Source organism: Halomonas sp. AOP13-D3-9 (genome assembly GCF_052379125.1).
Classification (GTDB): Bacteria; Pseudomonadota; Gammaproteobacteria; order Pseudomonadales; family Halomonadaceae; genus Vreelandella.
On record NZ_JBQSYH010000021.1, the window covers coordinates 25545 to 46020 of the forward strand.

Annotated in this window: 18 protein-coding genes; 8 read left to right on the forward strand and 10 right to left on the reverse strand. The window is 55.7% G+C overall.

Features of this window, described 5'->3' with window-relative positions; all coding sequences use genetic code 11:
* The first annotated feature begins 3 nt into the window (after nucleotides 1-3).
* Complete coding sequence (locus tag ACT3UM_RS20325; RefSeq protein ID WP_498901892.1) at nucleotides 4-1821, forward strand: SEC-C metal-binding domain-containing protein; 1818 nt, start codon at nucleotides 4-6, stop codon at nucleotides 1819-1821.
* A gap of 48 nt (nucleotides 1822-1869) precedes the next feature.
* On the opposite strand, the gene ACT3UM_RS20330 is transcribed toward ACT3UM_RS20325, so the two are convergent.
* Entirely contained in the window at nucleotides 1870-3231 is a 1362-nt protein-coding gene (locus ACT3UM_RS20330; protein ID WP_498901893.1) for an AmpG family muropeptide MFS transporter, read from the reverse strand.
* Between the two features lie 127 nt (nucleotides 3232-3358).
* Here ACT3UM_RS20330 and ACT3UM_RS20335 point away from each other — a divergent pair, with 127 nt between their 5' ends.
* The 4 genes from ACT3UM_RS20335 to ACT3UM_RS20350 all read left to right on the forward strand — a co-directional run bounded on the left by ACT3UM_RS20335 (nucleotide 3359) and on the right by ACT3UM_RS20350 (nucleotide 6049).
* Complete coding sequence (locus ACT3UM_RS20335) at nucleotides 3359-3877, forward strand: FKBP-type peptidyl-prolyl cis-trans isomerase (protein WP_498901894.1); 519 nt, start codon at nucleotides 3359-3361, stop codon at nucleotides 3875-3877.
* Nucleotides 3878-3984: 107 nt separating this feature from the next.
* On the forward strand, nucleotides 3985-4140 hold the full coding sequence (ccoM, locus tag ACT3UM_RS20340; protein ID WP_498901895.1) for a cytochrome c oxidase subunit CcoM: 156 nt from the start codon (nucleotides 3985-3987) through the stop codon (nucleotides 4138-4140).
* Between the two features lie 263 nt (nucleotides 4141-4403).
* Nucleotides 4404-4922 (forward strand): hypothetical protein, encoded by a 519-nt coding sequence (locus tag ACT3UM_RS20345; protein ID WP_498901896.1) that lies wholly within the window; start codon nucleotides 4404-4406, stop codon nucleotides 4920-4922.
* A gap of 80 nt (nucleotides 4923-5002) precedes the next feature.
* Complete coding sequence (locus tag ACT3UM_RS20350) at nucleotides 5003-6049, forward strand: GGDEF domain-containing protein (RefSeq protein WP_498901953.1); 1047 nt, start codon at nucleotides 5003-5005, stop codon at nucleotides 6047-6049.
* On the opposite strand, the gene ACT3UM_RS20355 is transcribed toward ACT3UM_RS20350, so the two are convergent.
* The 6 genes from ACT3UM_RS20355 to ACT3UM_RS20380 all read right to left on the reverse strand — a co-directional run bounded on the left by ACT3UM_RS20355 (nucleotide 6033) and on the right by ACT3UM_RS20380 (nucleotide 13017).
* A complete protein-coding gene (locus ACT3UM_RS20355) occupies nucleotides 6033-6539 on the reverse strand; it encodes a group I truncated hemoglobin (protein WP_498901897.1) in 507 nt (168 codons plus the stop codon). The genes ACT3UM_RS20350 and ACT3UM_RS20355 overlap by 17 nt on opposite strands.
* A 10-nt stretch (nucleotides 6540-6549) precedes the next feature.
* A complete protein-coding gene (locus ACT3UM_RS20360) occupies nucleotides 6550-7464 on the reverse strand; it encodes a DUF3034 family protein (protein WP_498901898.1) in 915 nt (304 codons plus the stop codon).
* Entirely contained in the window at nucleotides 7461-9827 is a 2367-nt protein-coding gene (locus ACT3UM_RS20365; RefSeq protein WP_498901899.1) for a bifunctional diguanylate cyclase/phosphodiesterase, read from the reverse strand. Before ACT3UM_RS20365 ends, ACT3UM_RS20360 begins: the two co-directional genes overlap by 4 nt.
* A 50-nt stretch (nucleotides 9828-9877) precedes the next feature.
* The gene (locus ACT3UM_RS20370; protein WP_498901900.1) at nucleotides 9878-10561 is read right to left on the reverse strand and encodes a cupredoxin domain-containing protein; all 684 of its coding nucleotides are present in this window, start codon (nucleotides 10559-10561) and stop codon (nucleotides 9878-9880) included.
* 160 nt (nucleotides 10562-10721) lie between these two features.
* The gene (locus tag ACT3UM_RS20375) at nucleotides 10722-11315 is read right to left on the reverse strand and encodes a transglycosylase SLT domain-containing protein (protein WP_498901901.1); all 594 of its coding nucleotides are present in this window, start codon (nucleotides 11313-11315) and stop codon (nucleotides 10722-10724) included.
* Nucleotides 11299-13017 (reverse strand): proline--tRNA ligase, encoded by a 1719-nt coding sequence (locus ACT3UM_RS20380; protein ID WP_498901954.1) that lies wholly within the window; start codon nucleotides 13015-13017, stop codon nucleotides 11299-11301. Before ACT3UM_RS20380 ends, ACT3UM_RS20375 begins: the two co-directional genes overlap by 17 nt.
* A gap of 255 nt (nucleotides 13018-13272) precedes the next feature.
* On the opposite strand from ACT3UM_RS20380, the gene ACT3UM_RS20385 reads away from it, so the two are divergent.
* Nucleotides 13273-13707, forward strand: a complete 435-nt coding sequence (locus tag ACT3UM_RS20385) for a hypothetical protein (protein WP_498901902.1) — start codon at nucleotides 13273-13275, stop codon at nucleotides 13705-13707.
* A gap of 80 nt (nucleotides 13708-13787) precedes the next feature.
* Here ACT3UM_RS20385 and ACT3UM_RS20390 read toward each other — a convergent pair whose 3' ends face one another.
* The 3 genes from ACT3UM_RS20390 to ACT3UM_RS20400 all read right to left on the reverse strand — a co-directional run bounded on the left by ACT3UM_RS20390 (nucleotide 13788) and on the right by ACT3UM_RS20400 (nucleotide 16941).
* On the reverse strand, nucleotides 13788-15203 hold the full coding sequence (locus ACT3UM_RS20390; RefSeq protein ID WP_498901903.1) for an amidase: 1416 nt from the start codon (nucleotides 15201-15203) through the stop codon (nucleotides 13788-13790).
* A gap of 110 nt (nucleotides 15204-15313) precedes the next feature.
* Nucleotides 15314-16156: a deoxyribonuclease IV gene (gene nfo / locus ACT3UM_RS20395; protein ID WP_498901904.1), complete on the reverse strand. Its 843-nt coding sequence runs from the start codon at nucleotides 16154-16156 to the stop codon at nucleotides 15314-15316.
* 29 nt (nucleotides 16157-16185) lie between these two features.
* A complete protein-coding gene (locus ACT3UM_RS20400; protein WP_498901905.1) occupies nucleotides 16186-16941 on the reverse strand; it encodes a glycerophosphodiester phosphodiesterase family protein in 756 nt (251 codons plus the stop codon).
* Nucleotides 16942-17198: 257 nt separating this feature from the next.
* On the opposite strand from ACT3UM_RS20400, the gene ACT3UM_RS20405 reads away from it, so the two are divergent.
* Nucleotides 17199-18176: an NADPH:quinone reductase gene (locus ACT3UM_RS20405; RefSeq protein WP_498901906.1), complete on the forward strand. Its 978-nt coding sequence runs from the start codon at nucleotides 17199-17201 to the stop codon at nucleotides 18174-18176.
* Nucleotides 18177-18481: 305 nt separating this feature from the next.
* A complete protein-coding gene (locus ACT3UM_RS20410) occupies nucleotides 18482-20455 on the forward strand; it encodes an SLC13 family permease (protein WP_498901907.1) in 1974 nt (657 codons plus the stop codon).
* Nucleotides 20456-20476: the final 21 nt, after the last annotated feature.

Here is a 20476-nt window from a genome sequence, read left to right on the forward strand (position 1 = left end):
GCAATGCTGGCGGTATGGGTCGATCAGCTGCTGGGATTCGCCTCCGGGGCACTCTCGGCAATCAGGCAACAAGAACACTATCCGGACTTCATGACCTGGGTGCGCGCCAAAGGTGCGGACGCCTTTGAGGGCGATGTGACCATGGCTCAGGCGCTAGCGCCGGTGCTGTGGTCGCAAACGCCGCTGGAGCGGCTCGATTTTGCCTGCGAGCCCCTCGCCACGCCAGGGCGTAACGAACCCTGCTGGTGCGACTCCGGGCGAAAATTTAAGCAGTGCTGCTACCAAGTCGAGTTTCCCACTGAAATTCCCGATCAGATGATGTGGATGCTCTCGCTGCGCGAATGGAAGGGCGCGACCCTGAAAGCCGCGCTGGATAGCCAGCAGGCACCGGCTCAAGCGCTGCTGGAAGCCGGGCTGATCGCCGCAGAAAGTGGCCAGACTGGGCGCGCTATGCAAATCCTCGAGTCGCTGTTCGATGGCAGCGACTGGTCGCGGCTGCCCGAGCAGGCCGAACCCGCCTTTGAAATCCTGCTGGATATTTACCAAGAGCGCGGCTTTAGCCGTAAACGCGCCGACCTGCTGGATGATGTGATGGAGCGCGGGCCGCTGTTTCTGCGCGGCGTGGCCCTTGAGCGGCTGTGTTTAATGCATCTGGATAACGATGATTTGGACAGTGCCCGTGGCGCCTTTGTAAAAGCCCAGCAGGCGCTGCCCGATTCGCCTACCTTGGCGTACATTGAAGCCATGCTGTTGCTGCATGAAGGCCATGAGCAGGAAGCCAAAGAGCGCGCCAACTTCTGGTATCGCCGCCTGGTTCGCCAGGGCGATCTGGACGAAGATCAGTTGGATTTTTTGGCCGCGCTAGCGGATAACCCCGGTGCAACGCTGGCTGATCAGTTGCTCAGTGCCGAAGAGGATCTGGCCACGCCGTTGGTGTCACTGCAGGCATTGCTGGCCGCGCTGCCCACCGCCCCCAAAATCGATATCAGCGCCGATGTTGAAGCCGGCCGATTGTTTTATAACACCAGTGCCCGGGAAGCGACGCTTTTTGCCGCCTGGCATGAGCAGTTCCAGGTGCTGGTGGATGAAGACGTAGCACTGGGCTTTCGCGATGATCCCTGGGGCAACGCCATTGAGTGGATGTCGGCGCTGTGTGCCCATCCCGAGTGGCTGGACGCGCCCCAGGTGGTGCAAGACTTAACGCTGGCCCTCACTAGCCGTTTTGGCAGCCTGCCGTGGATGGCCCCGAGCCTGCTGGAACCGCTGGCACTGCGCCTCTCACGCTGGTTGGAACAAGCCCGCGCCGAAGGCGACGGCAGCCTGTGCTGGGACGATGCCAACAACGCCATGTTGCTACGCACAGGGCTAGCGCTGGTGGTGGGTATGGAGCGCGGCGCCCGCCAGCACTCCCGAGAATTGGCCGAAGAGCTGCTGCTGATCGACCAGGAAGATAGCTTGGGCCTGCGCGAGCTGGTGCTGGATCAACTGCTGCGCGATGACCGCAACGAAGAAGCGTTGGCGTTAGCGGAAGAGAATGACGACGACGGCTCGCTGGTGCTTGGGCTACTAATGGGCAAAACCCTGGCGCTGTATCGATTAGAGCAGCGTGAAGCCGCTGAAACCGCGCTTGGCGATGTGCTTGGCCATAACCGCTATGCGCTGGAGCTGATTTGTGCCGAAAACCCCCGGCCCTCCATGCCCCACCCAGATGGCCAGGTTGACCCCGGAACCCGGGCGGAAGCGTGGCAGTACCGCACGCTGATGCGCGATCAGTGGCGCACGACGCCTGGGGCGTTGGACTGGCTGGAAGCACACCGCTAGTCTAAATCTTCACTCGGCTAATCCTTCAAGCCTGGCCTTCAAGCCTGTTTAGGCAGGCTTGGGGGTGGGCACTAATTGTTTGTCTCGGCTGATCCAGACTGCCAGTAAAATAGCCGGTAAGCCGAGCAGAGTGGCGATAACAAAAAAGCTTGGGTAGCCCTGGGCGTTAACGACCAGCCCGCCAAAGCCGCTTAAAAATTTCCCTGGTAGCGTCATTAATGACGAGAACAGTGCGTACTGCGTCGCGGTATAGGCCCGTGATGTGAGGCTGGAGAGAAAAGCGATAAACACGGCGCTGGCTAAGCCATTGGCAAGGTTGTCACCAATAATCGTCACCACCAGCATGGGTAGCTGATTGCCCACTAAGGCAAGCACGGCAAACAGTAAATTGGTGACCATCACTAACCCCGCACCGAAAATCAGCAGCGGCCCAATGCCGTAGCGCGCCACGCAAAGCCCGCCTAAAATTCCGCCGGTAATGCTCATGGCAATGCCAAATATATTGGTTACGCTGGCAATCTCGGCCAGTGAAAAGCCCAGGTCGATATACAGCGGGTTGGCCATGGAGGCCATGGCCAAATCGCTAATTCTGAATACCGCAATAAACACTAGAATCCACAGCGCTTTCACCCCATAGCGGCTAAAAAAGTCGGTAAACGGGCAGACCAGCGCGCCAATGCTCCAGGCTCCCAGGCGGCGTAGCACTTTAGGTTTGCCCCGGCTGGCGCGAATAAAGTCCCGCACCTTTGGCTCGTGGATAAGCTGGATGGAGAGCGAGGCGCGTTTGGGCTCCGGGCGTACTAACACGGTAAGCACGCCAATGCTCATTAGCGCTGCCATGCTGAGATACGCCGCATCCCAAGAGGCCGACGCCGCGATATACAGCGCACCGGCACCGGCGGCAAGTAAACCACCGCGATAGCCAATAATATAGGTCGAGGCCATAGCGGCCTGAACATCGTCATCGGCGGACTCAATGCGGTAGGCGTCAATGGCAATATCCTGGGTCGCCGAGCCAAAGGCCACCAGTAGTGCAAACAGGGCCACCCAACCGAGGTTACCCACCGGGCTCAAACCCGCGAGTCCCACTAGCCCCACAGCAATGGTCGCTTGAGCCAGTAGCATCCAGCCACGGCGTTGCCCAAAGGCGCGGGTCAAAATCGGTAGCGCCAGCCGATCCACCACCGGCGCCCAGAAAAATTTGATTGAGTAGAGCATGCCTATCCAGGCAAAAAAACCAATCGCCGCGACCTCAACGCCATCGCTGCGCAGCCAGGCAGAGAGCGTTGAAAATACCAGTAGAAAAGGTAAGCCAGCGGAAAACCCCAAAAACAGCATGGTAATAACGGGCGCACGACAATAAACAGCCAGCGCAGCAAACCAACTGCGCTGGGGGGTGGGGCTTAACATTAAACGCTACTCCTGGTGGAAAGACGCTGGCAATGGCCAAGTGGTAAACTGAGGGAGTGTTTCTATCACAAAGTACTAGCACAAAGTTTTATCACAAAACCGACAGCTTACCGGAGAGGAGTTTTCCATGTCGATTACGGCGCATCAGGTCGTTACCTTGCACTATGTCCTTAGCGACGTGCTCAATGATGGCAGCAAGCAGGTATTGGATGACTCCCATGCGCGCAATAAGCCGCTAGAGTATTTGCATGGCCACGACAATATCGTGCCTGGGCTAGAGAGTGCCTTAGCAGGCCAAACGGCTGGGGCCGAGTTAAGCGTTCAACTAATGCCTGCCGATGCCTACGGCGTGCGCAACGAAGATCTGGTGCAAGACGTCAGCCGTGGTTCGTTTGGTAACGCTGAGTTGGCGCCGGGCAGCCGCTTTCAAACCGAAGGCGAAGCCGGGCCGCAAATTGTCACCGTGCTGGAAGTCGATGGCGACCGTGTCACCGTTGATACCAACCATCCCCTGGCCGGGCGCACGCTAAACTATCAAGTGACCATTTTAGACGTGCGCGAAGCTACCCGTGCAGAATTAGCCAAAGGCCATCCGTTACCGCCGGGTACCGAGCACGCAAAAGTCGAAGACCGCAAGGTGCTATAGCGTAATAGCGCCCAAAATTGATCGGTATCAATTTCCTATTTAACCGCCTTTCTATGCCCCCTTTAACTTGACCTAGGTCAGCATTCTTCCGCCGTTGAGTGACTAGTATGAACGCATACATCACGGCGGGAGGAATCACCATGTATTGGGATGACACAATTGTCTTTGGCTTAGCCACCGTCGCTTTAGTAATCGCATTTATGGTGGGCTGGGTGGGCTTCGTGATTCGCGATCATCTACGTAAAGATGAGCGCAAGAAGTAGCTTTCCCAGCTCATGTAAACCTTGTCAGGGGAGGGGGCTTGCTAGCTTAGCTTCAATAGCGTAGTAAGCCTCCTGTTGCCAGCCCAATTTGGGCTGGCTTTTTTTTGCGTATTGATCGGATAAGTTGAAATTTCTTAGCCTGCGTTGTGGCGCAATAAAAGGTGTGCTCTGGTAGAGTTCTTGGCATAAGTTCTTTTCGACAGTTTTTTGCAAAGAACTTTACAAATTCCTTTGCAAGAATGCACACATCAGGAAACTATGCCATGAACGCAGTTGCCTTACACCGCAGCCCATGGGCTGGTGCACGTGACCGATTAGCGTGCGCGTTAATTGTCGTGGGCATAACACTCCTCCCCGCGACTGCCTTTGCCCAGGCATTAAATATAATTAACGGTGATGTCACTGAAAAGGTTGCCCTCAGCGATTTGCGCGCCATGTCCGACGAGACGTTTACGCTCTACGACCCCTACCAGGGGCGCGAAGTGGAGATGCAGGGAGTCGTTTTTCGTACCTTTCTGATTGAACAGTTTGGCGAAGTGCCGCCATCGCTCCACTTTACCGCCTGGGATGACTACGAAGTTACCCTAGCAGGCTGGGATGACCCCAGCTGGTACTTAATTACCGCTGAAGATGGCGACCCGCTCACTATCCGTTCGCGAGGCCCCGTACGACTGGTAGAGCGCGACTATAATAATCAGGGCAGTGGTGACCGCGACGTTGAAAACCTGCGTGATTTTAACGAATGGATCTGGATGATCCGAAGTATAGAGGCGAAGTGGTGACATCCCAAAACAAGCCAACTGAGCGACCCCGACCACTAGCGCGCCAGCATCGCTACGTTACGTGGTTGTCGCTAAGCTTAATGAGCTTTTTGGGGCTGATGGTACTGATTGTTTATGAGTCGCGCTGGGTCTACCCCGAAATACAGGCTTACTTTAGCCAAACGGGAAGTTTGACAGGCCAACAGTTGGCGACCCGGTCGCGTGTTTATCTGCAAAATGCTCAATCTGAGCTATTGGGCGATCAGCCTGAGAGACTTGATGCTGCAGCGATGAACATTGAGATCGCCTATGGCTTAGCCGATGTGCACATCTATCGACGTGAGTATGCCTGCGCCGAGACTAGTTTGATGGACTTAGATCGGTTAGTGGCTCAGTTAACGGCGCTGAACATCGATCGGTTCGCTGCGGTATCAGCATTGTTTGCACCTATTCAATGCCTGACCCACATTGAGATGGATCAGCTTGACCGGCGTGGCGCGGCGATTAATGATTTTTCAGAAAGTACGCGCCAGCATAGCCAGGTGCTGACTTACTCCAGCTTATTAATCTTTGTGATGGGGTTGGTGTTTTGGTGGCTTCACGAACGCCAGCTGCGGCGCACTGATCGTGCCACCCAAGAGACTTTTGAGTGGATGCAGCGCGCCATGCGCGATCCGCTCACCGGGATCGGTAATCGCAGCGCTTTGCATCAAGATGTTTTGGCAATGCAGCATCAGTCGCTGGGACTGATTTTGGTCGATATCGATTTTTTTAAACAATATAACGATGCTTACGGGCACCCCCAAGGCGATACCCTGCTGCGCCAACTGGCTACTTTGATTGGTGAGACGCTTAATGGCGAGGCCCAGCTCTACCGTTTGGGGGGCGATGAGTTTGCGGCGCTACTCCTCTGCCCGGATACTGAGACGCTAAAAAGCTACTGCCGACAATTGGTTGAAGGAGTGCGTGAGACTGACTTCGCACACCCCGCCCATCCAGATAAAAAAGGCGTCACCTTGAGCGTTGGCGGCAGCTGCTTTGTGGCTGATGAAACAACATTTCCCTACGCCTACGAAGCCGCGGACAAAGCGCTCTACCGGGTGAAAACGGCCGGCCGTGACGGCTGGCAGGTTACTGGAGACGCATAACGTCTGTGTACATGGGCGCAAGTCTTCCCAGCAGTTCATTACGCGCACCAAGGGCAATACCTTCCTCCTGCATGGCGGCATCGAGATGTTCCACTAAGCGATTAAAATGCACATCTGTCAGCCCCATATGTTGGTGAGCACGATCCATTGGCGGGCCTTCGTAGTGGCAGGGGCCGTCACTGACATCGCACAGCTGGCTGGCCAGCGATTCGGCAAACAGATCGATATTGGTGTTAGCAAAAAACACCACCACTTCGGAGTCATCCGCAATTCGGTATAACAGGTTCTCAACCACTGCATCAATCGTAGTTTCACCGCCCAGGCGCTCGTAGAGCGTCGTTTGCGTTGGCTGATGAACACAGCCAGCGAGTGTCAATGTGAGCGCGGCAAACGTAAGCGCTATTAAACAACCACGTGCACGAGTGTATTTGTTTTGATAGCTGCTATTTTGATAGCTGTTGCGTTGAAAGGTGCTGCGTTGATCAATCATAGCGCCCCGCTTAAAAAGCTGCCTGGAGTGAAAGATAGCCGCCGTGCTGAGAAGGTAGACCGGCAATGTCGCCTAAATCCAACCAGGCGCCCGTGAGTGATAAGTGCTTATTGAAGAAGTAGGCAGTGTAGAGACTTTGCCAATCGTCCTCTTTAGCCACGCTTAGGTTATCGGGTTTTTGGCGATACTCGGCGCCGACAATCCATTGCGGGGTAATAAAAACGCCCACGCTACCCTCGGCTACCCACGAGCGACTCCCCTGATCACTGCCAAAGCCGAGCAGGCCGCCCTGGTTGGCGTCGGTGTTGCGCAAGGTGGCGTTGAGCAGCACATTGCGCCCAGCAAAAGCACTAAACAGCAGCTTGCTGGCGCTAAGGTACACATCGGTACCGCGCGTTTCGTCGGCCCCCAGTGCAGTGGGAATGGTGCCATCCACCAGTCGTTTATGCTGTACGCCCGCACTCCAAATGCCCCAAGGGTGGTAGAGCACATCGCCGAATAAGCGCACCTTCGCGCCGTAAATATTCTGGCCTAGCTCGCCACCCAGGGTTTCTAAATCAAGGGTTTGACGAGCCACTGAGACTTCAACACGATCATAAATATTCACGCTGGCGCTGGTCACCGTTAGCCGGTAGTCGTCCACCCAGGCACGGGTGGCGGCAGCCGTTACGCCTATTTCCTGTTCGCTTGCGGTGCTGGCTAGCACGGCCCAAGGCGATAATCCGCCCCCTGCGGCCCCTTCAATAGCACTTACCCCACCCGTACCTACAATACGGCTACCGGCAAACGATGGCGCGGCTGCAAGCGCTAAACAGACTGCTAAGCACAGGGCTAATCGCAGAGCTAAGCAGGGCGCAAAGCAGCTGGAACGGGAGTGCCGAAAGTGTGAGTGGGGCAGTGAACACACCGATTGAAATATTATCATGGCTTTCTCTGGAGCATCTTTAGTAGGGAAGACATCGGGTGGGGTAACGACAGCGAAGTGAAATTATCCAACCAAACGGGGAGCTCGTCAGCGGGCATTGGTTTGGCAATCCAATAGCCTTGCAAGTAGTCGCAGCCGAGCTTGCTCAGCAGCTCGGCGCTGGCGCGATTCTCAACGCCTTCGGCCACTAAACGCAGCCCTAAGCTGTGGCCCATTTCGATGGTCGAGGTGACAATGGTTAAGTCATCTTTTTGTGAATCAATCGCTAACACAAAGGATTTGTCGATCTTGAGTTCATCGACGGGTAGGCGTTTGATTTGCGCCAGAGAGGAGTAGCCGGTGCCGTAATCATCAATGGCGATACGCAGCCCCAACTGGTTGAGCTCCGTCAAAGTGGCCATGGCCGCATCGACATCCTGCATAACAGCGCTTTCAGTGACCTCGATACTCAGTCGGGCAGGGGCAAGGCGGTAGCGTTCTAGTAGGTTAGCCAGATAAGTCGTTAATTGGCGATCCATCACATCGCTGGCGGAGAGGTTAACGGCTACCGATAAGTGGTAACCACTTTGCTGCCAAGTATGCAGCTGGGCGCAGACAGTGGCCAACATCCACTGACTGAGCATGCGGATGCTCCCTGAGCGCTCGGCCAGGCCAATAAATTCATCGGGTGGCACAAAGCCCAGCGACGGGTGGCGCCAACGCATCAACGCTTCACACTGATTAACGTGGCCGCTGTGTGTGTCTACTTTAGGCTGGTAGGCCATCCATAGCTCGCCGTTGCTTACCGCGTCCTGTAGGTCTCGAATCAAGGTGAGCTGGCGTAAATGGTGCTCATCCTGCCCCTCTAGGTAACGTTGATGGGGCTGGCGATGGCGACGCGCCATATCCAGTGCGATATCGGCCCGACGCAGCAGCAGTTGCGGGCTGTCGCCGTGGTCGGGGTAGTTGGTTTCACCCGCCGAGAGTGACGGTGTGATGGGGGATTTATCAAGATCGATAGGCTGGTGCAGCGTGGTGAAAAGGCGTGCCCGCCAGGCAAAGTCAGTTTGCGACTGCTTCACCAGGAGCAATAGTTCATCACCATCAAGCCGGTAGGCTGTGCTATCGGCGTCTAAGTGCTGTAGGCGCTTGGCCAGGGTGATCAGCATATGATCTCCCAGCGCGTAGCCGAAGGTGTCGTTAATATCGCGGAAGTTATTAATCGCCAGGCGCAGCAGGGTAAACGGTTCGCCGCGTTGGATTAAAAGACTGATATCCTCCTGGACACTGATGCGGTTGGGCAGGTCGGTGAGTAAGTCGTGGCGGGACTGATGATGCAGCGTGGCCTCACGCTGAGCGATGCCCTCCTGCATAGCGAACAGTGTCGACGCCAATACCCCGGTTTCGCTGCGCTCAGTACCGATCGGTAACTCGGTGAAACGCTCTCCGCGTCCAATTCGCTGTGCCGCCTTCGCCAGTTCCATTAGCGGTTTGCTCATGCTCCGCGCACTCCACATGGCAATCAGCACGGTAAACAGTAGGATCAGGGCAATGATGCCCAGCAGCTGCCACTGCAATGAACGGTAAGCGCCGAGTAGCTCGTTGCGGGAGAGTTGCAGCAGCGCATAGGTGTGATTAGCGTCGTCAGAATAGAGCTGGCTCGCGTAGGCCAGATACTCCGCATCCGGCGTCATCTGGCTGTGTAGGGCATACTCGCCTTCGATAAGCTCACTACCACGCCCGCTGATTAACTGCTGGGCTAACTGCTCATCGTGAGTGCTTACCAGGTAGCTGATCTCACGGTTAGCGAGGAAGTTAACCACGCTAATCTCCAACCCGGTTAACGCATTAATCTCTTCCGTCACCGCCTGATTGATTAAAAAACCCATGCCAACCCAGCCAATCAGGTTGGGGGCACGAACAGGCAGCAGGGCAAACTCATAAGGTTGCCCCTCGGCGATGACGACGCTAGCTGCCTCACCCTCTTGGCGAGCCCGCTCGAACAGTTGCGGGAAAGGCATTGGGCTGTTTGGTGCGTGATGGCTGCTGGCTAAAATATGTCCATCGAGACCGCTGAGCAACACGATATCGGCCTTGGCACGTTCGCCGTGGTTTGCCAGCACGGAGTAGAGGGTCTCGGTATCCTGAGTGGAAACAGCGCTTTTAAAACCGAAGTCATCGGCGAGGATTGCAACGTTATTGGCTAGCTGCTCACCTCGGGCATCCAGCAGTTGTGCCAGTACATTGGCGCCCACTTCTAAACGTTGGGAGCCTTTCGCAATGACGTCGTTTTGGGTCGCGCGAAGAAACGCCACGCCGGTGGTGAGCTGCGAGACAATCACCACGGTCAGTAGCACGAGCATCAGGCGCGTTCTAAAGCGCATAGCAACCTCACTAAGTGGCGGAGCGCCATGTCCCGAACGTTGGTAGGGGATTAAGTGGCATCTTTAAATCGCTGCTGAAGGGGCGAGAGTGTTGGCGCTGGGGGGGGCAACGCGTTGAGTTCCAAACTGACTTCCAACTGGTCGGCATCCGTAATTATGCCTTCCCACCAGACTTGCTGACTGTCATCGAGTTGCGGGTGCCAAACGCGCACGCGATGCTCGCCAGATGGCAGCGTAGGCAGGGCCAGCGAGCCTTCAGCATTGGTTGTCGCCGCATAGGGGGCGTCGCTGACAACAATAAAAGCCTGCATATGGTCGTGGATATTGCACCCCAGAACGACAATGCCGGGTTGATCAAATTGAACTGGCGGCGGCGTTTCTTGCAGGTAGAGATTTAAATCAAAGGTTTTAGCGGATGAAAAAGAGTAGACGTGGTGACGGGTTGTATCCTGATTGGGAAAGGCGACATAGCTGTCGGTCGGAACGGTGAGCACCTTGGGATGAAAAGCGGCATCACGCTGATAGATATTCTCTTCCTGAGGTGGATTGCCTGCCGACGAGTCGTAGTAAACCTCAACGACGGCGTCCTCAAGCGGCTGGCCGTCAGCACTGCGAACCGTTATTTGCGCGGCGTCAGCGGTGGAGCCAAGTAGGGGGATTGTTGCCACTGTCAATAGCGGGGCGGCGTATAGTCTGATAACGCTCATCAATGGGCGACGTTGTTGTATTGGCATTGAGACGGGCATTCCTCATTAAGCTGGCACGTAGTTAGCTGGCAGATAGTTAGCTGGCAGGTAGTTAGCTGGCAGGTAGTTAGCTGGCACAGTGTTGGACTTAATAGTGGATGGATTAGCCAAGAAAGTCATGCGTTTGGCTTAACGGTAAGCCAACAGTTTAACGTAGGGTGGGGTGGCGCCAGGTATCTCGCCAAGCACGCATGATCCGCTCCGGGTACCAGGTTTGCCCCAAGCTACCGTTGTAGCGCGCCAGTGCCCGGGTAAAGTCGCCATTCTCAATGGCCAGGTAGTGGGCCAAAATCGTACAGCCATAGCGCAGATTGCGCTGCGGGTAGGTCAAGTCGTCAATCGGCAGCCCTAGCTCGCTGACCCAGAAAGGCATGATTTGCATCAAGCCTACGGCGCCTGCCGAGGAAACAGCATCCGCTTTGAAGGCGCTCTCCACCTGTATCAACGCTAATACCAAGTCTGGCGGTAAGCCTGCCAGCCTGGCTTCTTGATAGATGCGTGTTAGCAGCGTCTGACGCTGCGCAGCATCCTCCATAAAACGCGCCAGTGGCGTGTCCATACGCTCTCGCCACTGACGCGCTACCCACTGTTGGTGGGCCGTTTGATGCTGCTGATTAGCGGCTTCAAGGGTAGGGCGCAGGGTTTGGGGTAGCGGCTGAGCCGCAATAGGGCTTGTCGCTACAAACCCAGCGCCGCTCAGCAAAACCCCGCTAAGCGTTACTACCTTAGCTAGCTTTCTCACGCAAAAAGTCGATAATTTGATCCGCAGGCACCATGGTGGCTTCGCTATCTCGGCGACCTTTATATTCCAGTTCGCCGTTGTCCAGGCCGCGGTCGCCGATCACCAGGCGGTGAGGAACGCCCATTAGTTCTAAGTCGGCAAACTTAACCCCAGGTCGGGTGTCGCGGTCATCCAGCAAGACGTCTAAGCCTGCGGCAGTGAGCGCTTGGTAAAGACGTTCAGACTCTTCGCGTACACGCTGGGATTTGTGCGCATTCATTGGCACCAGCGCCACCTGGAAGGGGGCAATGGCGTTGGGCCAGATAATGCCGGATTGATCGTGATTCTGTTCAATGGCGGCGGCGACCACGCGGGTTACGCCAATGCCGTAACAGCCCATCCACGGGTGGCTGGTTTTGCCGTTGTCGCCCAGTACGTTGGCGTCCATGGCCTGGGAGTACTTTTGGCCAAGCTGGAAAACGTGACCCACTTCAATCCCGCGCTTGATCGAGAGGGTGCCTTGGCCATCGGGAGAGGGGTCGCCTTCCACTACATTGCGCAGGTCGGCCACTTGAGGCAGAGCCACATCGCGCTCCCAGTTAATGCCGAAGTAGTGCTTGTGATCCACATTGGCACCCGCGCCGAAGTCGCTCATCAGCGCTACGCTACGGTCGATAATCACCGGCATTTTCAAGCCTACCGGGCCAAGTGAGCCGGGGCCAGCGCCAACCACAGCGCGAATCTCTTCTTCACTGGCCATGGTGAGCGGCGCGGCGACCTGGGGTAGGTTTTCGGCTTTTACCTCGTTTAACTCATGATCACCACGAACCAGTAGTGCGATCAAGCCGCCTTCAGCCGCGTGAACCATTAAGGTTTTAATGGTTTTCTCAATCGGTAGCTCGAACTGCTCAACCAATGCTGCGATGGTTTTGGCATCGGGGGTGTCAACGAGGTGCATCTCTTCGCTTGGCTCAGCGCGGGCTGCCTGGCTGCCAAGCGGTGCTGGCAGAGCTTCGGCTTTTTCCATATTGGCCGCGTAGTCGGAAGAGGTGGAGAACACGATATCGTCTTCGCCGGAATCCGCGAGCACGTGGAATTCGTGGGAGCCAGTACCCCCGATGGAGCCGTTGTCGGCGATGACCGGACGGAAGTCGAGGCCAAGGCGCGTGAAAATGCGCGTGTAGGCGTCGTACATATCCTGATAGGTCTGCTTCAGCGAGGCTTCATCCAAGTGGAAGGAGTAAGCGTCCTTCATGATGAACTCGCGTGAGCGCATTACCCCAAAGCGCGGACGAATCTCGTCGCGGAATTTGGTTTGGATCTGGTAGAAATTGACGGGCAGCTGCTTGTAGCTGGCGATCTCTTTACGAACCAGGTCGGTGATGACCTCTTCGTGGGTCGGGCCGACGCAGTAGTCGCGATCGTGGCGATCTTTGAGGCGTAACAGCTCGGGACCGTATTGCTCCCAACGGCCAGACTCCTGCCACAGCTCGGCGGGCTGCACGGCGGGCATGAGTACCTCTTGAGCACCTGCGCGGTTCATCTCTTCACGCACAATGGCTTCCACTTTGCGCAGCGTGCGCAGGCCCAGTGGCAACCAGGTGTAAAGCCCCGAGGTTAAACGGCGAATCATCCCGGCGCGAAGCATTAGCTGGTGGCTAATGACTTCGGCGTCAGCCGGGGTTTCTTTTAGAGTGGCAATCAGTAATTGGCTGGCGCGCATGGGCGTGAGCATTCCTTGGTTCTTGAGAAAAGTTCTTGAGAATTAGTTCTTGAAAAAGTGCTTAAAAGCGTTGAATGCAGGCATTGTACGGCCTAGCGGTTAAAGCGGCAAAATAGTCCTTATCGCCAAATCATCTATGCTTTGAAATGGCTGTGCTAAACTTATCGAGTTTTATGGCGCGATAGTCGGTAAAAAAACCAAGCGCAATACGCTATATCGACGACTATCGTTACTTTTTTGTTTGAGGGAACCTTCATGCATCAAGCAGTTCGTCGCTGGTTGACTGGCGCCGTGGTTGGCGCTTCCATCGTGTCATTGAGTGGTTGTGGTACGCTTTTTCATCCTGAGCGTAAGGGCCAATTAAGCGGTGATATTGATCCGGTGATTGCTATCGCCAATGGGGTGGGTTTGCTGTTCTTTATCGTACCCGGAGTGATTGCCTACGCCGTGGATTTCTCTAATGGCACCATCTACCTGCCGGGCCGCAACAGCGCCTCAGTGGATGTTCACCACTTAGACGACGCTATGGATGTCGCTTCTCTGGAAAAACTGCTGTCTGAAACAGCCGGTCAGCCGGTGAGTTTAGAGAGCGAACTGGTGATGATGGAAGAAGTGGGCAGCCTGGATGAAGCGCTCGCCATGGTGCGGATGTCAGGCGTACTGGATGAAGAGAAGCTTTCAGCGATGTAAGACTACGCTGCGAAAGCATAAACCCCAGCCCGGCGTTATGCCCGGCTGGGTTTTTTTATGCACATCTGTGGCGCTGCAATTTAAGCGTACTGGGCAGGGTTGGGAACGCTAGGAAAACGCGGGGGGTGCGCTTCCATGTAGGCATGGCAGGCACGCAAAACGCGCACATCATCATATTTGCCGCCCGCGAGCTGGAAGCCCACCGGTAAACCGTTGTCGGTAAAGCCACAGGGCACCGACGCGGCGGGTTGCTGGCTCAGGTTAAAGGGATAGCTAAAGGGCGCCCACTCTTCCCAGTCGCGCATATCGCTGCTTGGCGGAACTTCTTGGTTTATTTCAAACGGCTGTATCGCCACCGAGGGCGTCATCAGCAGATGGTACTCTTGGTTAAAGTGCTCAAGGCGCTGGGTTAATTCCGCGCGATCTGCCAAGGCACGAAACAGTTCAACGGCTTTCCAGGGTTCGGCTTTACGGGCATTGGCTATCATGCCTGAATCTAGCAGCGTACGCTGGTGGTCATCCATTTGTGACCACTGTTCTAAAGAGGCGGTAAACCATAGCTTGCGAAAGGTATCCAGCGGTGAGGAAAAACCGGGATGCACGTCGACCACTTCAGCTCCTAATGCCTCCAACCGATTGGCCGCTTCGCGCACGCGTTCGGCAATTTGCGGGTCTACCTTCGCGTAGCCAAGATCAGTTGAGTAGCCAATCCGCAGCCCGGTTAAGCCTTTATCTAAATCGACACCCCAGTCTTCAGGCTGTCCGCGGGTGGCGTAAGGGTCCCGGTAATCATAGCGGCCCATCACGTTTAACATACTCACCGCATCTCGAACGGTGCGCGTTAATGGCCCCAGGTGCGATAGGCTGGGCTCTTTAGCTGGCGGCCATTGGGGCGTCCAGCCAAAGGTAGGCTTAAAGCCAAAAACCCCGGTGAATGCAGCGGGAATCCGGATAGAACCGCCTGAGTCGCCGCCCTGGTGCAGCACCCCCATATTGAGCGCCGCGGCCGCGGCGGCCCCGCCGGAAGAGCCTCCGGGGGTTAAACGCGTATCCCAGGGGTTGGTCGTGGCGCCAAAAACACGGTTATCCGTTACTGCTTTCCAGCCAAATTCGGGCGTGTTGGTTTTGCCTAGCAGGATGGCGCCCGCTTCACGCAGCATGCGTGCGGGTGGGGCGTCGGTGTCGCATAGCGCTTCAGAAGAAGTCAGCGAGCCCTCTCGGCAGGGCATGCCCGCCACCTGGGTCAGGTCTTTAAGCGATACCGGCACCCCATCAATAGGGCTAAGTGGTTTGCCTTGTCCCCAGCGCCGCGCCGAGGCTTTTGCCGCTGATTCTGCACCTTCAGCATCGACATACACATAGGCGTTAACGTCTGGGTTGAAGCGCTCAATCCGATCAAGGGCGGCGCGGGTGACTTCTAGCGGGGAGGCCTCTCGGCTTTCAAACAAGTGAGCTAGGGTCTGGGCATCTAAACTGCCGAGATCGGTATCGCTCATTGCACGCTCCTTACGTAGGCTGGGGCTTGGGTAAAGGAGTTTAAGCGTAGGCAAGCATTACCGGGCGTGCAAAAAAACGCTGAACGCTGGGTACATTATTTAGCTATCGCTCAGGATGCTTGAGCGCGCAGCCAAGCGATTTCATCAGTCCAGATCTCCGGTTCAATAGTCTCCAGGATCATCGGAATGCCGTTAATTCGTGGCTCCTGCATGATAGCGGTAAAAGCGGGCAGGCCAATGTTGCCTTTACCCAGGCTGTGGTGGCGATCCACGCGGCTGGCAAGATCGCTTTTGGCATCGTTTAAATGCATGCCACGCAGATACTCAAAGCCGACAACGCTAGCTAATTCATCGAGCGTTGCTTGGGTGGCCTGTGTCGTGCGCAAATCATAACCCGCCGCAAAGGCGTGGCAGGTATCAATACACACTCCAACGCGAGTTTTATCGTCTACATGGGCAATGATTTCGGCTAAATGCTCGAAGCGCCACCCCAGATTAGTACCCTGCCCAGCAGTATTTTCAATCACCGCCGTGACGCCCTGGGTATGCGCTAGTGCTTCATTAACGGATTCCGCAATACGCTTTAAACAGTCGCTTTCGCTGATTTTATTTAAGTGGCTGCCGGGGTGAAAATTAAGCAGCGTCAGCCCCAATTGCTCGCAGCGCTGCATCTCATCCAGAAAGGCATCCCGGGATTTGCGTAGACCTTCCTGCTCCGGGTGGCCAAGATTAATCAGATAGCTGTCATGGGGCAGAATCTGTTCGGGGGCGAAGCTATGTTCGGCGCAGGCATCGCGAAAGGCTTGGATCGCTTCATCGGTGAGCGGCTTGCCTTGCCACTGGCGCTGATTTTTAGTGAATAGCGCAAAGGCGTCTGCACCGATGGCTACCGCCCGGTGTACGGCTTGGTCTGCGCCGCCAGCGGCGCTCACATGGGCTCCTAGGTACTTCACGGTCGACTCCTTGTCAGTGTTTGAGCTTATCAGTGACTAGCTAAAAAGCGCTTAAACGCGGCGGGTTCATCGGTGATGACACTGCCGATACCCCACGCCCAGCGGCTATGAAAGGCGCTGGGGTCATTGGCGGTATAGCACAATATTTGATAGCCATCGCGCTGCATGGCGTCGGCTTGGGCACGTTTTAAGCGTGGCCAGTGAGGGTGCACGCTGAACGCCTCAATGGCCTCACACTGCTCACGCCAGCTTTTCGGCACGCTACCGAACAGCACGCCCAGGGCCAACCGCTCTGTGCTGGCGAACTGGCGGCAATGGGTAAGGGCGCTGGCATTGAAAGAGGAAATAATCAAACGCTCGGGGGGGAGCGTATCCAGCATTTCCGGCAGCGCGCGTTCAACCAGCGCGATGGGATCGCGGCCTTTGTTGACCTTTATTTCCATATTCACGCCCATTTCCAGCTCGTTGAGCAGTGCCAGCATTTGCGCCAAGCTGGGCATTTTCTCACCCGCAAATCGGTCGTCAAACCAACTTCCTGCATCCAGGGTTTGCGCCTTGGCCCAATCCATGGAGGCCAGCCCGCCGCGGCCGTTTGAGCAACGTGCGACATCGCTGTCGTGCCAAATTACCGGGGTGCCGTCACCCAGTAGTTGTACATCCAGCTCGACCCATGTGGCCCCCGCTTGGTGGGCTGCGCGCACCGCTGCTAGGGTGTTTTCTGGGGCGGCGGCGGAGTAGCCGCGGTGGGCAATGAGTGTGGGTACTTGAATGGCGGGATGCGTCATGACAAATCTCTAAGCCTTAGACGATAAAAGAGCGCTAATACTAGCATGAGTGCATGACAGCGGGATTTCATCGCCTTCGTGGCTTGATCTTTAAGCCCTGATCCTTAAAACCTAGCCCTTAAATTCTGCTCATTAAAAGATAGAGGTAAAAAAACGCTAGCGTGCTAGCTTGATTTAAACGCCGCGACACGCTTGTATAACGACACCTGTTGCCATGTGAACCATGAACAAACTCAATAATTGATAAGGAAATACTCATGTCTAAGCGAATCCAATTTGCCAGTACCGGCGGTTCTGAGGTGCTTGAACTGGTCGACGTTACTCCCGCTGAACCCGGCCAGGGAGAAGTGCGTATTGCCAATAAGGCTGTCGGCCTTAATTTTATCGATATCTATTTTCGCACCGGGCTTTATCCAGCGCCCTCTATGCCGTCTGGGCTAGGCACCGAGGGGGCCGGTGTTGTCGATGCGGTTGGCGAAGGTGTCACACATCTAAACGTGGGTGACCGCGTGGCCTATGCCCAAGGCCCTTTGGGCGCCTATGCCGAACTGCATACGTTGCCTGGGGCTAAAGTGGTCAAACTCCCCGATTTCGTTGATTTCGACACCGCAGCGGCGAGTATGCTGAAAGGCCTAACCGTGCAGTATCTACTGCGCCAAACCTATGAACTAAAAGGGGGCGAGACCATTCTGTTTCACGCCGCGGCTGGTGGGGTGGGGTCGATTGCCTGCCAGTGGGCGAAGTCGCTGGGTGTTAAGCTGATCGGTACCGTTAGCTCCCAGGAGAAAGCGGATCTAGCCATGGCCAACGGCGCCTGGGCGACGATCAACTACAGCGAAGAGAGTGTGGTTGAGCGTGTACGCGAGCTCACCAACGGCGATATGTGCGATGTAGTGTATGACTCGGTGGGTAAAGACACTTGGGAAATGTCGCTGGACTGCTTAAAACCCCGTGGGCTGATGGTCAGCTTTGGCAACGCCTCTGGCCCGGTGGATGGCGTTAATATCGGTATTCTCAACCAGAAGGGCGCGCTCTACGTGACTCGCCCCAGCCTTAACGGTTACGCCGACACCCGCGAGCGGTTGGAGATGATGTGCGAAGAGTTCTTCGCCATGCTTGAAAGTGGCAAAGTTAACATCGATATTGCCAATCGGTACTCGCTGGCAGAAGCCGGAAAAGCTCAAGATGCGCTGCAAAGCCGTAAAACCACAGGGTCTACTATTTTGTTGCCGTAGTGAGTTGGTTTTTTGACGATATTTGTTTGCGCGTAGCATCAACCTCAGCCTGAAACGGTTTTCCGGCCAAGCAAGATCCTCGAAGTTGCTGTTTATCGAAACCCACGTCGTTTCTACATGCGCTTATTTAGCAGCTCGGCATGGCCGGGCTGTGTGGGTTTTTGTTTATCGAGCTACCCATTTGCAGGGGCTATACGTGTGTATAGTAAACGTCTAATGTGCAGATGACATGGCCATGCTATAAGCGTGGCGTGCACCAATCGTAGGCTGCCCCTATCAAGCGGTGGCAAGGGAGTAGGAAAAGGATGTCGGCTGAGGACTTAAGTGTTGAAAGTTCAGGTGCACAGGGCTCTGGGGTTGAGAATTCAGGCATTGAAAACGTAAGCCTTGAAGCGTTAGATCTTGGTTGGTTAACGCTCGCGCCGAGCACGCTGGTGTTTATGGTGCTTGGGCTCACGCTCGCGGCGTTTATATGGGGTCGCTTTCGTTACGACTTAGTAGCGCTGGCGGCGTTGCTGGGTTCGGTCATGCTAGGGCTTGTACCCGCCGAAAGTGCGTTCACGGGTTTTGGTCATCCGGCGGTGATTACCGTGGCTGCCGTGCTGGTGCTTAGCCGTGGCTTTGAGCGCTCGGGGGTCGTCGATATCATCGCCAACCAAGTGCTTAAAGTGGGAGAGAACCTGTTGCTCCAACTCTTGGTGCTGGTAGGTACCATTGTTTTGCTGTCGGGCATTATGAATAACGTGGGCGCCCTGGCACTGCTGCTACCGGTAGCTATGCGGCTTGCCCGTGAACACAACACCTCGCCTTCCTTACTGCTTATGCCCCTGGCGTTCGGCTCTTTACTCGGCGGCCTGACAACGTTAATTGGCACCCCGCCCAATATCATTATTTCCAGTTATCGCCGAGAGGTGACGGACGAAGCATTTAGTATGTTTAGCTTCTCGCCTGTTGGCATTGTGGTAGCACTGGCGGGGCTGGCCTTTATTGTTCTGGTGGGTTGGCGATTGACGCCCAAGCGTAGCGGCCAGGCCTCTACCGATGAAATGTTTGATACCGCTAACTATCTGGTTGAGTTGAAAGTGGGCGAAGAGTCAAAAGCCAAAGGCTTAACGCTACAGCAGTTGCGCGACGAGCTGGACGAAACCATCCCTGTGTTAGCGGTGGTGCGCGATGATAATCGCCGGGCGGGTTATAACTTCCACGGCGCCTTGGAAGATGGCGATATTCTGCTATTAGAAGCAGGGCCTGATGAACTCCAAATGCTGGAAGACAAAGTGGGGCTTAGCGCGATTGCTGAGCTGGATGAAGAGGCCGAAGCAGATTCAGAAGTGGAAGACGCTGAGCATCCAGCCAGTGACAAAGAGGCAGATAAGGCTAAAAAGAAAGACGCTACACAGGATCAACAGCGCGTGGATACCGAAGGCCTGCAGTTGATCGAGGCCGTGGTGCGCAATGACTCTATGATGATTAACCGCAGCGTGCGAGAGCTACGATTAAACCATCAGTTTGGGCTGCATTTGGTGGCCGTTGCACGGGATGGCGGGCGCCTGAAGCAGCGGTTGCGGGATATCCGCTTTAAGAACGGCGACGTTTTGCTATTGCAGGGCAGTGAAAATGAAATCTCTGACAGCTTGGCCTCGCTGGGCTGCTTACCCCTGGCTAGCCGCGAGTTGCACTTGGGGCAGCCGCGCAAGCTTGCCGTGTCGATTGCCATTTTTGCTTTGGCGATTATGGCCATGCTGTTTGACCTACTCCCGGCCGCAGTGGCCATGAGCACTGCAGCACTGATTTCGCTGCTGATTGGCGTGTTACCGTTACGCGAAGGGTATCAAGCCATTGATGGCCCCGTTATCGTACTGCTAGCGGCGATGATACCCGTGGGCGAAGCATTGGAGACCAGCGGCGGTGCTGATTTGATTGCCAACGCGCTGCTGAGTTTTGGCAGTGACTGGCCGGTGGTCGTTACCATGATCGGGCTGTTTTTACTCTCTATGCTGCTCTCTAACGTGGTCAACAATGCGGCGGCGGCGCTGCTGATGGCGCCTATTGCGGTGAGTTTAGCCAATGGCTTCGATGTCTCACTCGACCCGTTCTTGATGGTGGTTGCCGTCAGCGCTTCCTGTGCGTTTTTAACCCCTATCGGGCACCAATCCAATACGCTGGTGCTAGGGCCGGGCGGCTACCGTTTCGGTGATTATTGGAAACTGGGCCTGCCGCTTTCATTGGTTGTGCTGGTGGTTGCGATCCCGCTGATTTTAGTGGTGTGGCCGCTTTAGGCATTTTGATGGGCGTTATCA

Coding starts and splice junctions, on each gene's coding strand:
- ACT3UM_RS20325 (WP_498901892.1), top strand. CDS start 4: ATGCTGGCGGTATGGGTCGATCAGCTGCTGGGATTCGCCTCCGGGGCA.
- ACT3UM_RS20330 (WP_498901893.1), bottom strand. CDS start 3,231: ATGTTAAGCCCCACCCCCCAGCGCAGTTGGTTTGCTGCGCTGGCTGTT.
- ACT3UM_RS20335 (WP_498901894.1), top strand. CDS start 3,359: ATGTCGATTACGGCGCATCAGGTCGTTACCTTGCACTATGTCCTTAGC.
- ccoM (WP_498901895.1), top strand. CDS start 3,985: ATGAACGCATACATCACGGCGGGAGGAATCACCATGTATTGGGATGAC.
- ACT3UM_RS20345 (WP_498901896.1), top strand. CDS start 4,404: ATGAACGCAGTTGCCTTACACCGCAGCCCATGGGCTGGTGCACGTGAC.
- ACT3UM_RS20350 (WP_498901953.1), top strand. CDS start 5,003: ATGAGCTTTTTGGGGCTGATGGTACTGATTGTTTATGAGTCGCGCTGG.
- ACT3UM_RS20355 (WP_498901897.1), bottom strand. CDS start 6,539: ATGATTGATCAACGCAGCACCTTTCAACGCAACAGCTATCAAAATAGC.
- ACT3UM_RS20360 (WP_498901898.1), bottom strand. CDS start 7,464: ATGATAATATTTCAATCGGTGTGTTCACTGCCCCACTCACACTTTCGG.
- ACT3UM_RS20365 (WP_498901899.1), bottom strand. CDS start 9,827: ATGCGCTTTAGAACGCGCCTGATGCTCGTGCTACTGACCGTGGTGATT.
- ACT3UM_RS20370 (WP_498901900.1), bottom strand. CDS start 10,561: ATGCCAATACAACAACGTCGCCCATTGATGAGCGTTATCAGACTATAC.
- ACT3UM_RS20380 (WP_498901954.1), bottom strand. CDS start 13,017: ATGCGCGCCAGCCAATTACTGATTGCCACTCTAAAAGAAACCCCGGCT.
- ACT3UM_RS20385 (WP_498901902.1), top strand. CDS start 13,273: ATGCATCAAGCAGTTCGTCGCTGGTTGACTGGCGCCGTGGTTGGCGCT.
- ACT3UM_RS20390 (WP_498901903.1), bottom strand. CDS start 15,203: ATGAGCGATACCGATCTCGGCAGTTTAGATGCCCAGACCCTAGCTCAC.
- ACT3UM_RS20400 (WP_498901905.1), bottom strand. CDS start 16,941: ATGACGCATCCCGCCATTCAAGTACCCACACTCATTGCCCACCGCGGC.
- ACT3UM_RS20405 (WP_498901906.1), top strand. CDS start 17,199: ATGTCTAAGCGAATCCAATTTGCCAGTACCGGCGGTTCTGAGGTGCTT.
- ACT3UM_RS20410 (WP_498901907.1), top strand. CDS start 18,482: ATGTCGGCTGAGGACTTAAGTGTTGAAAGTTCAGGTGCACAGGGCTCT.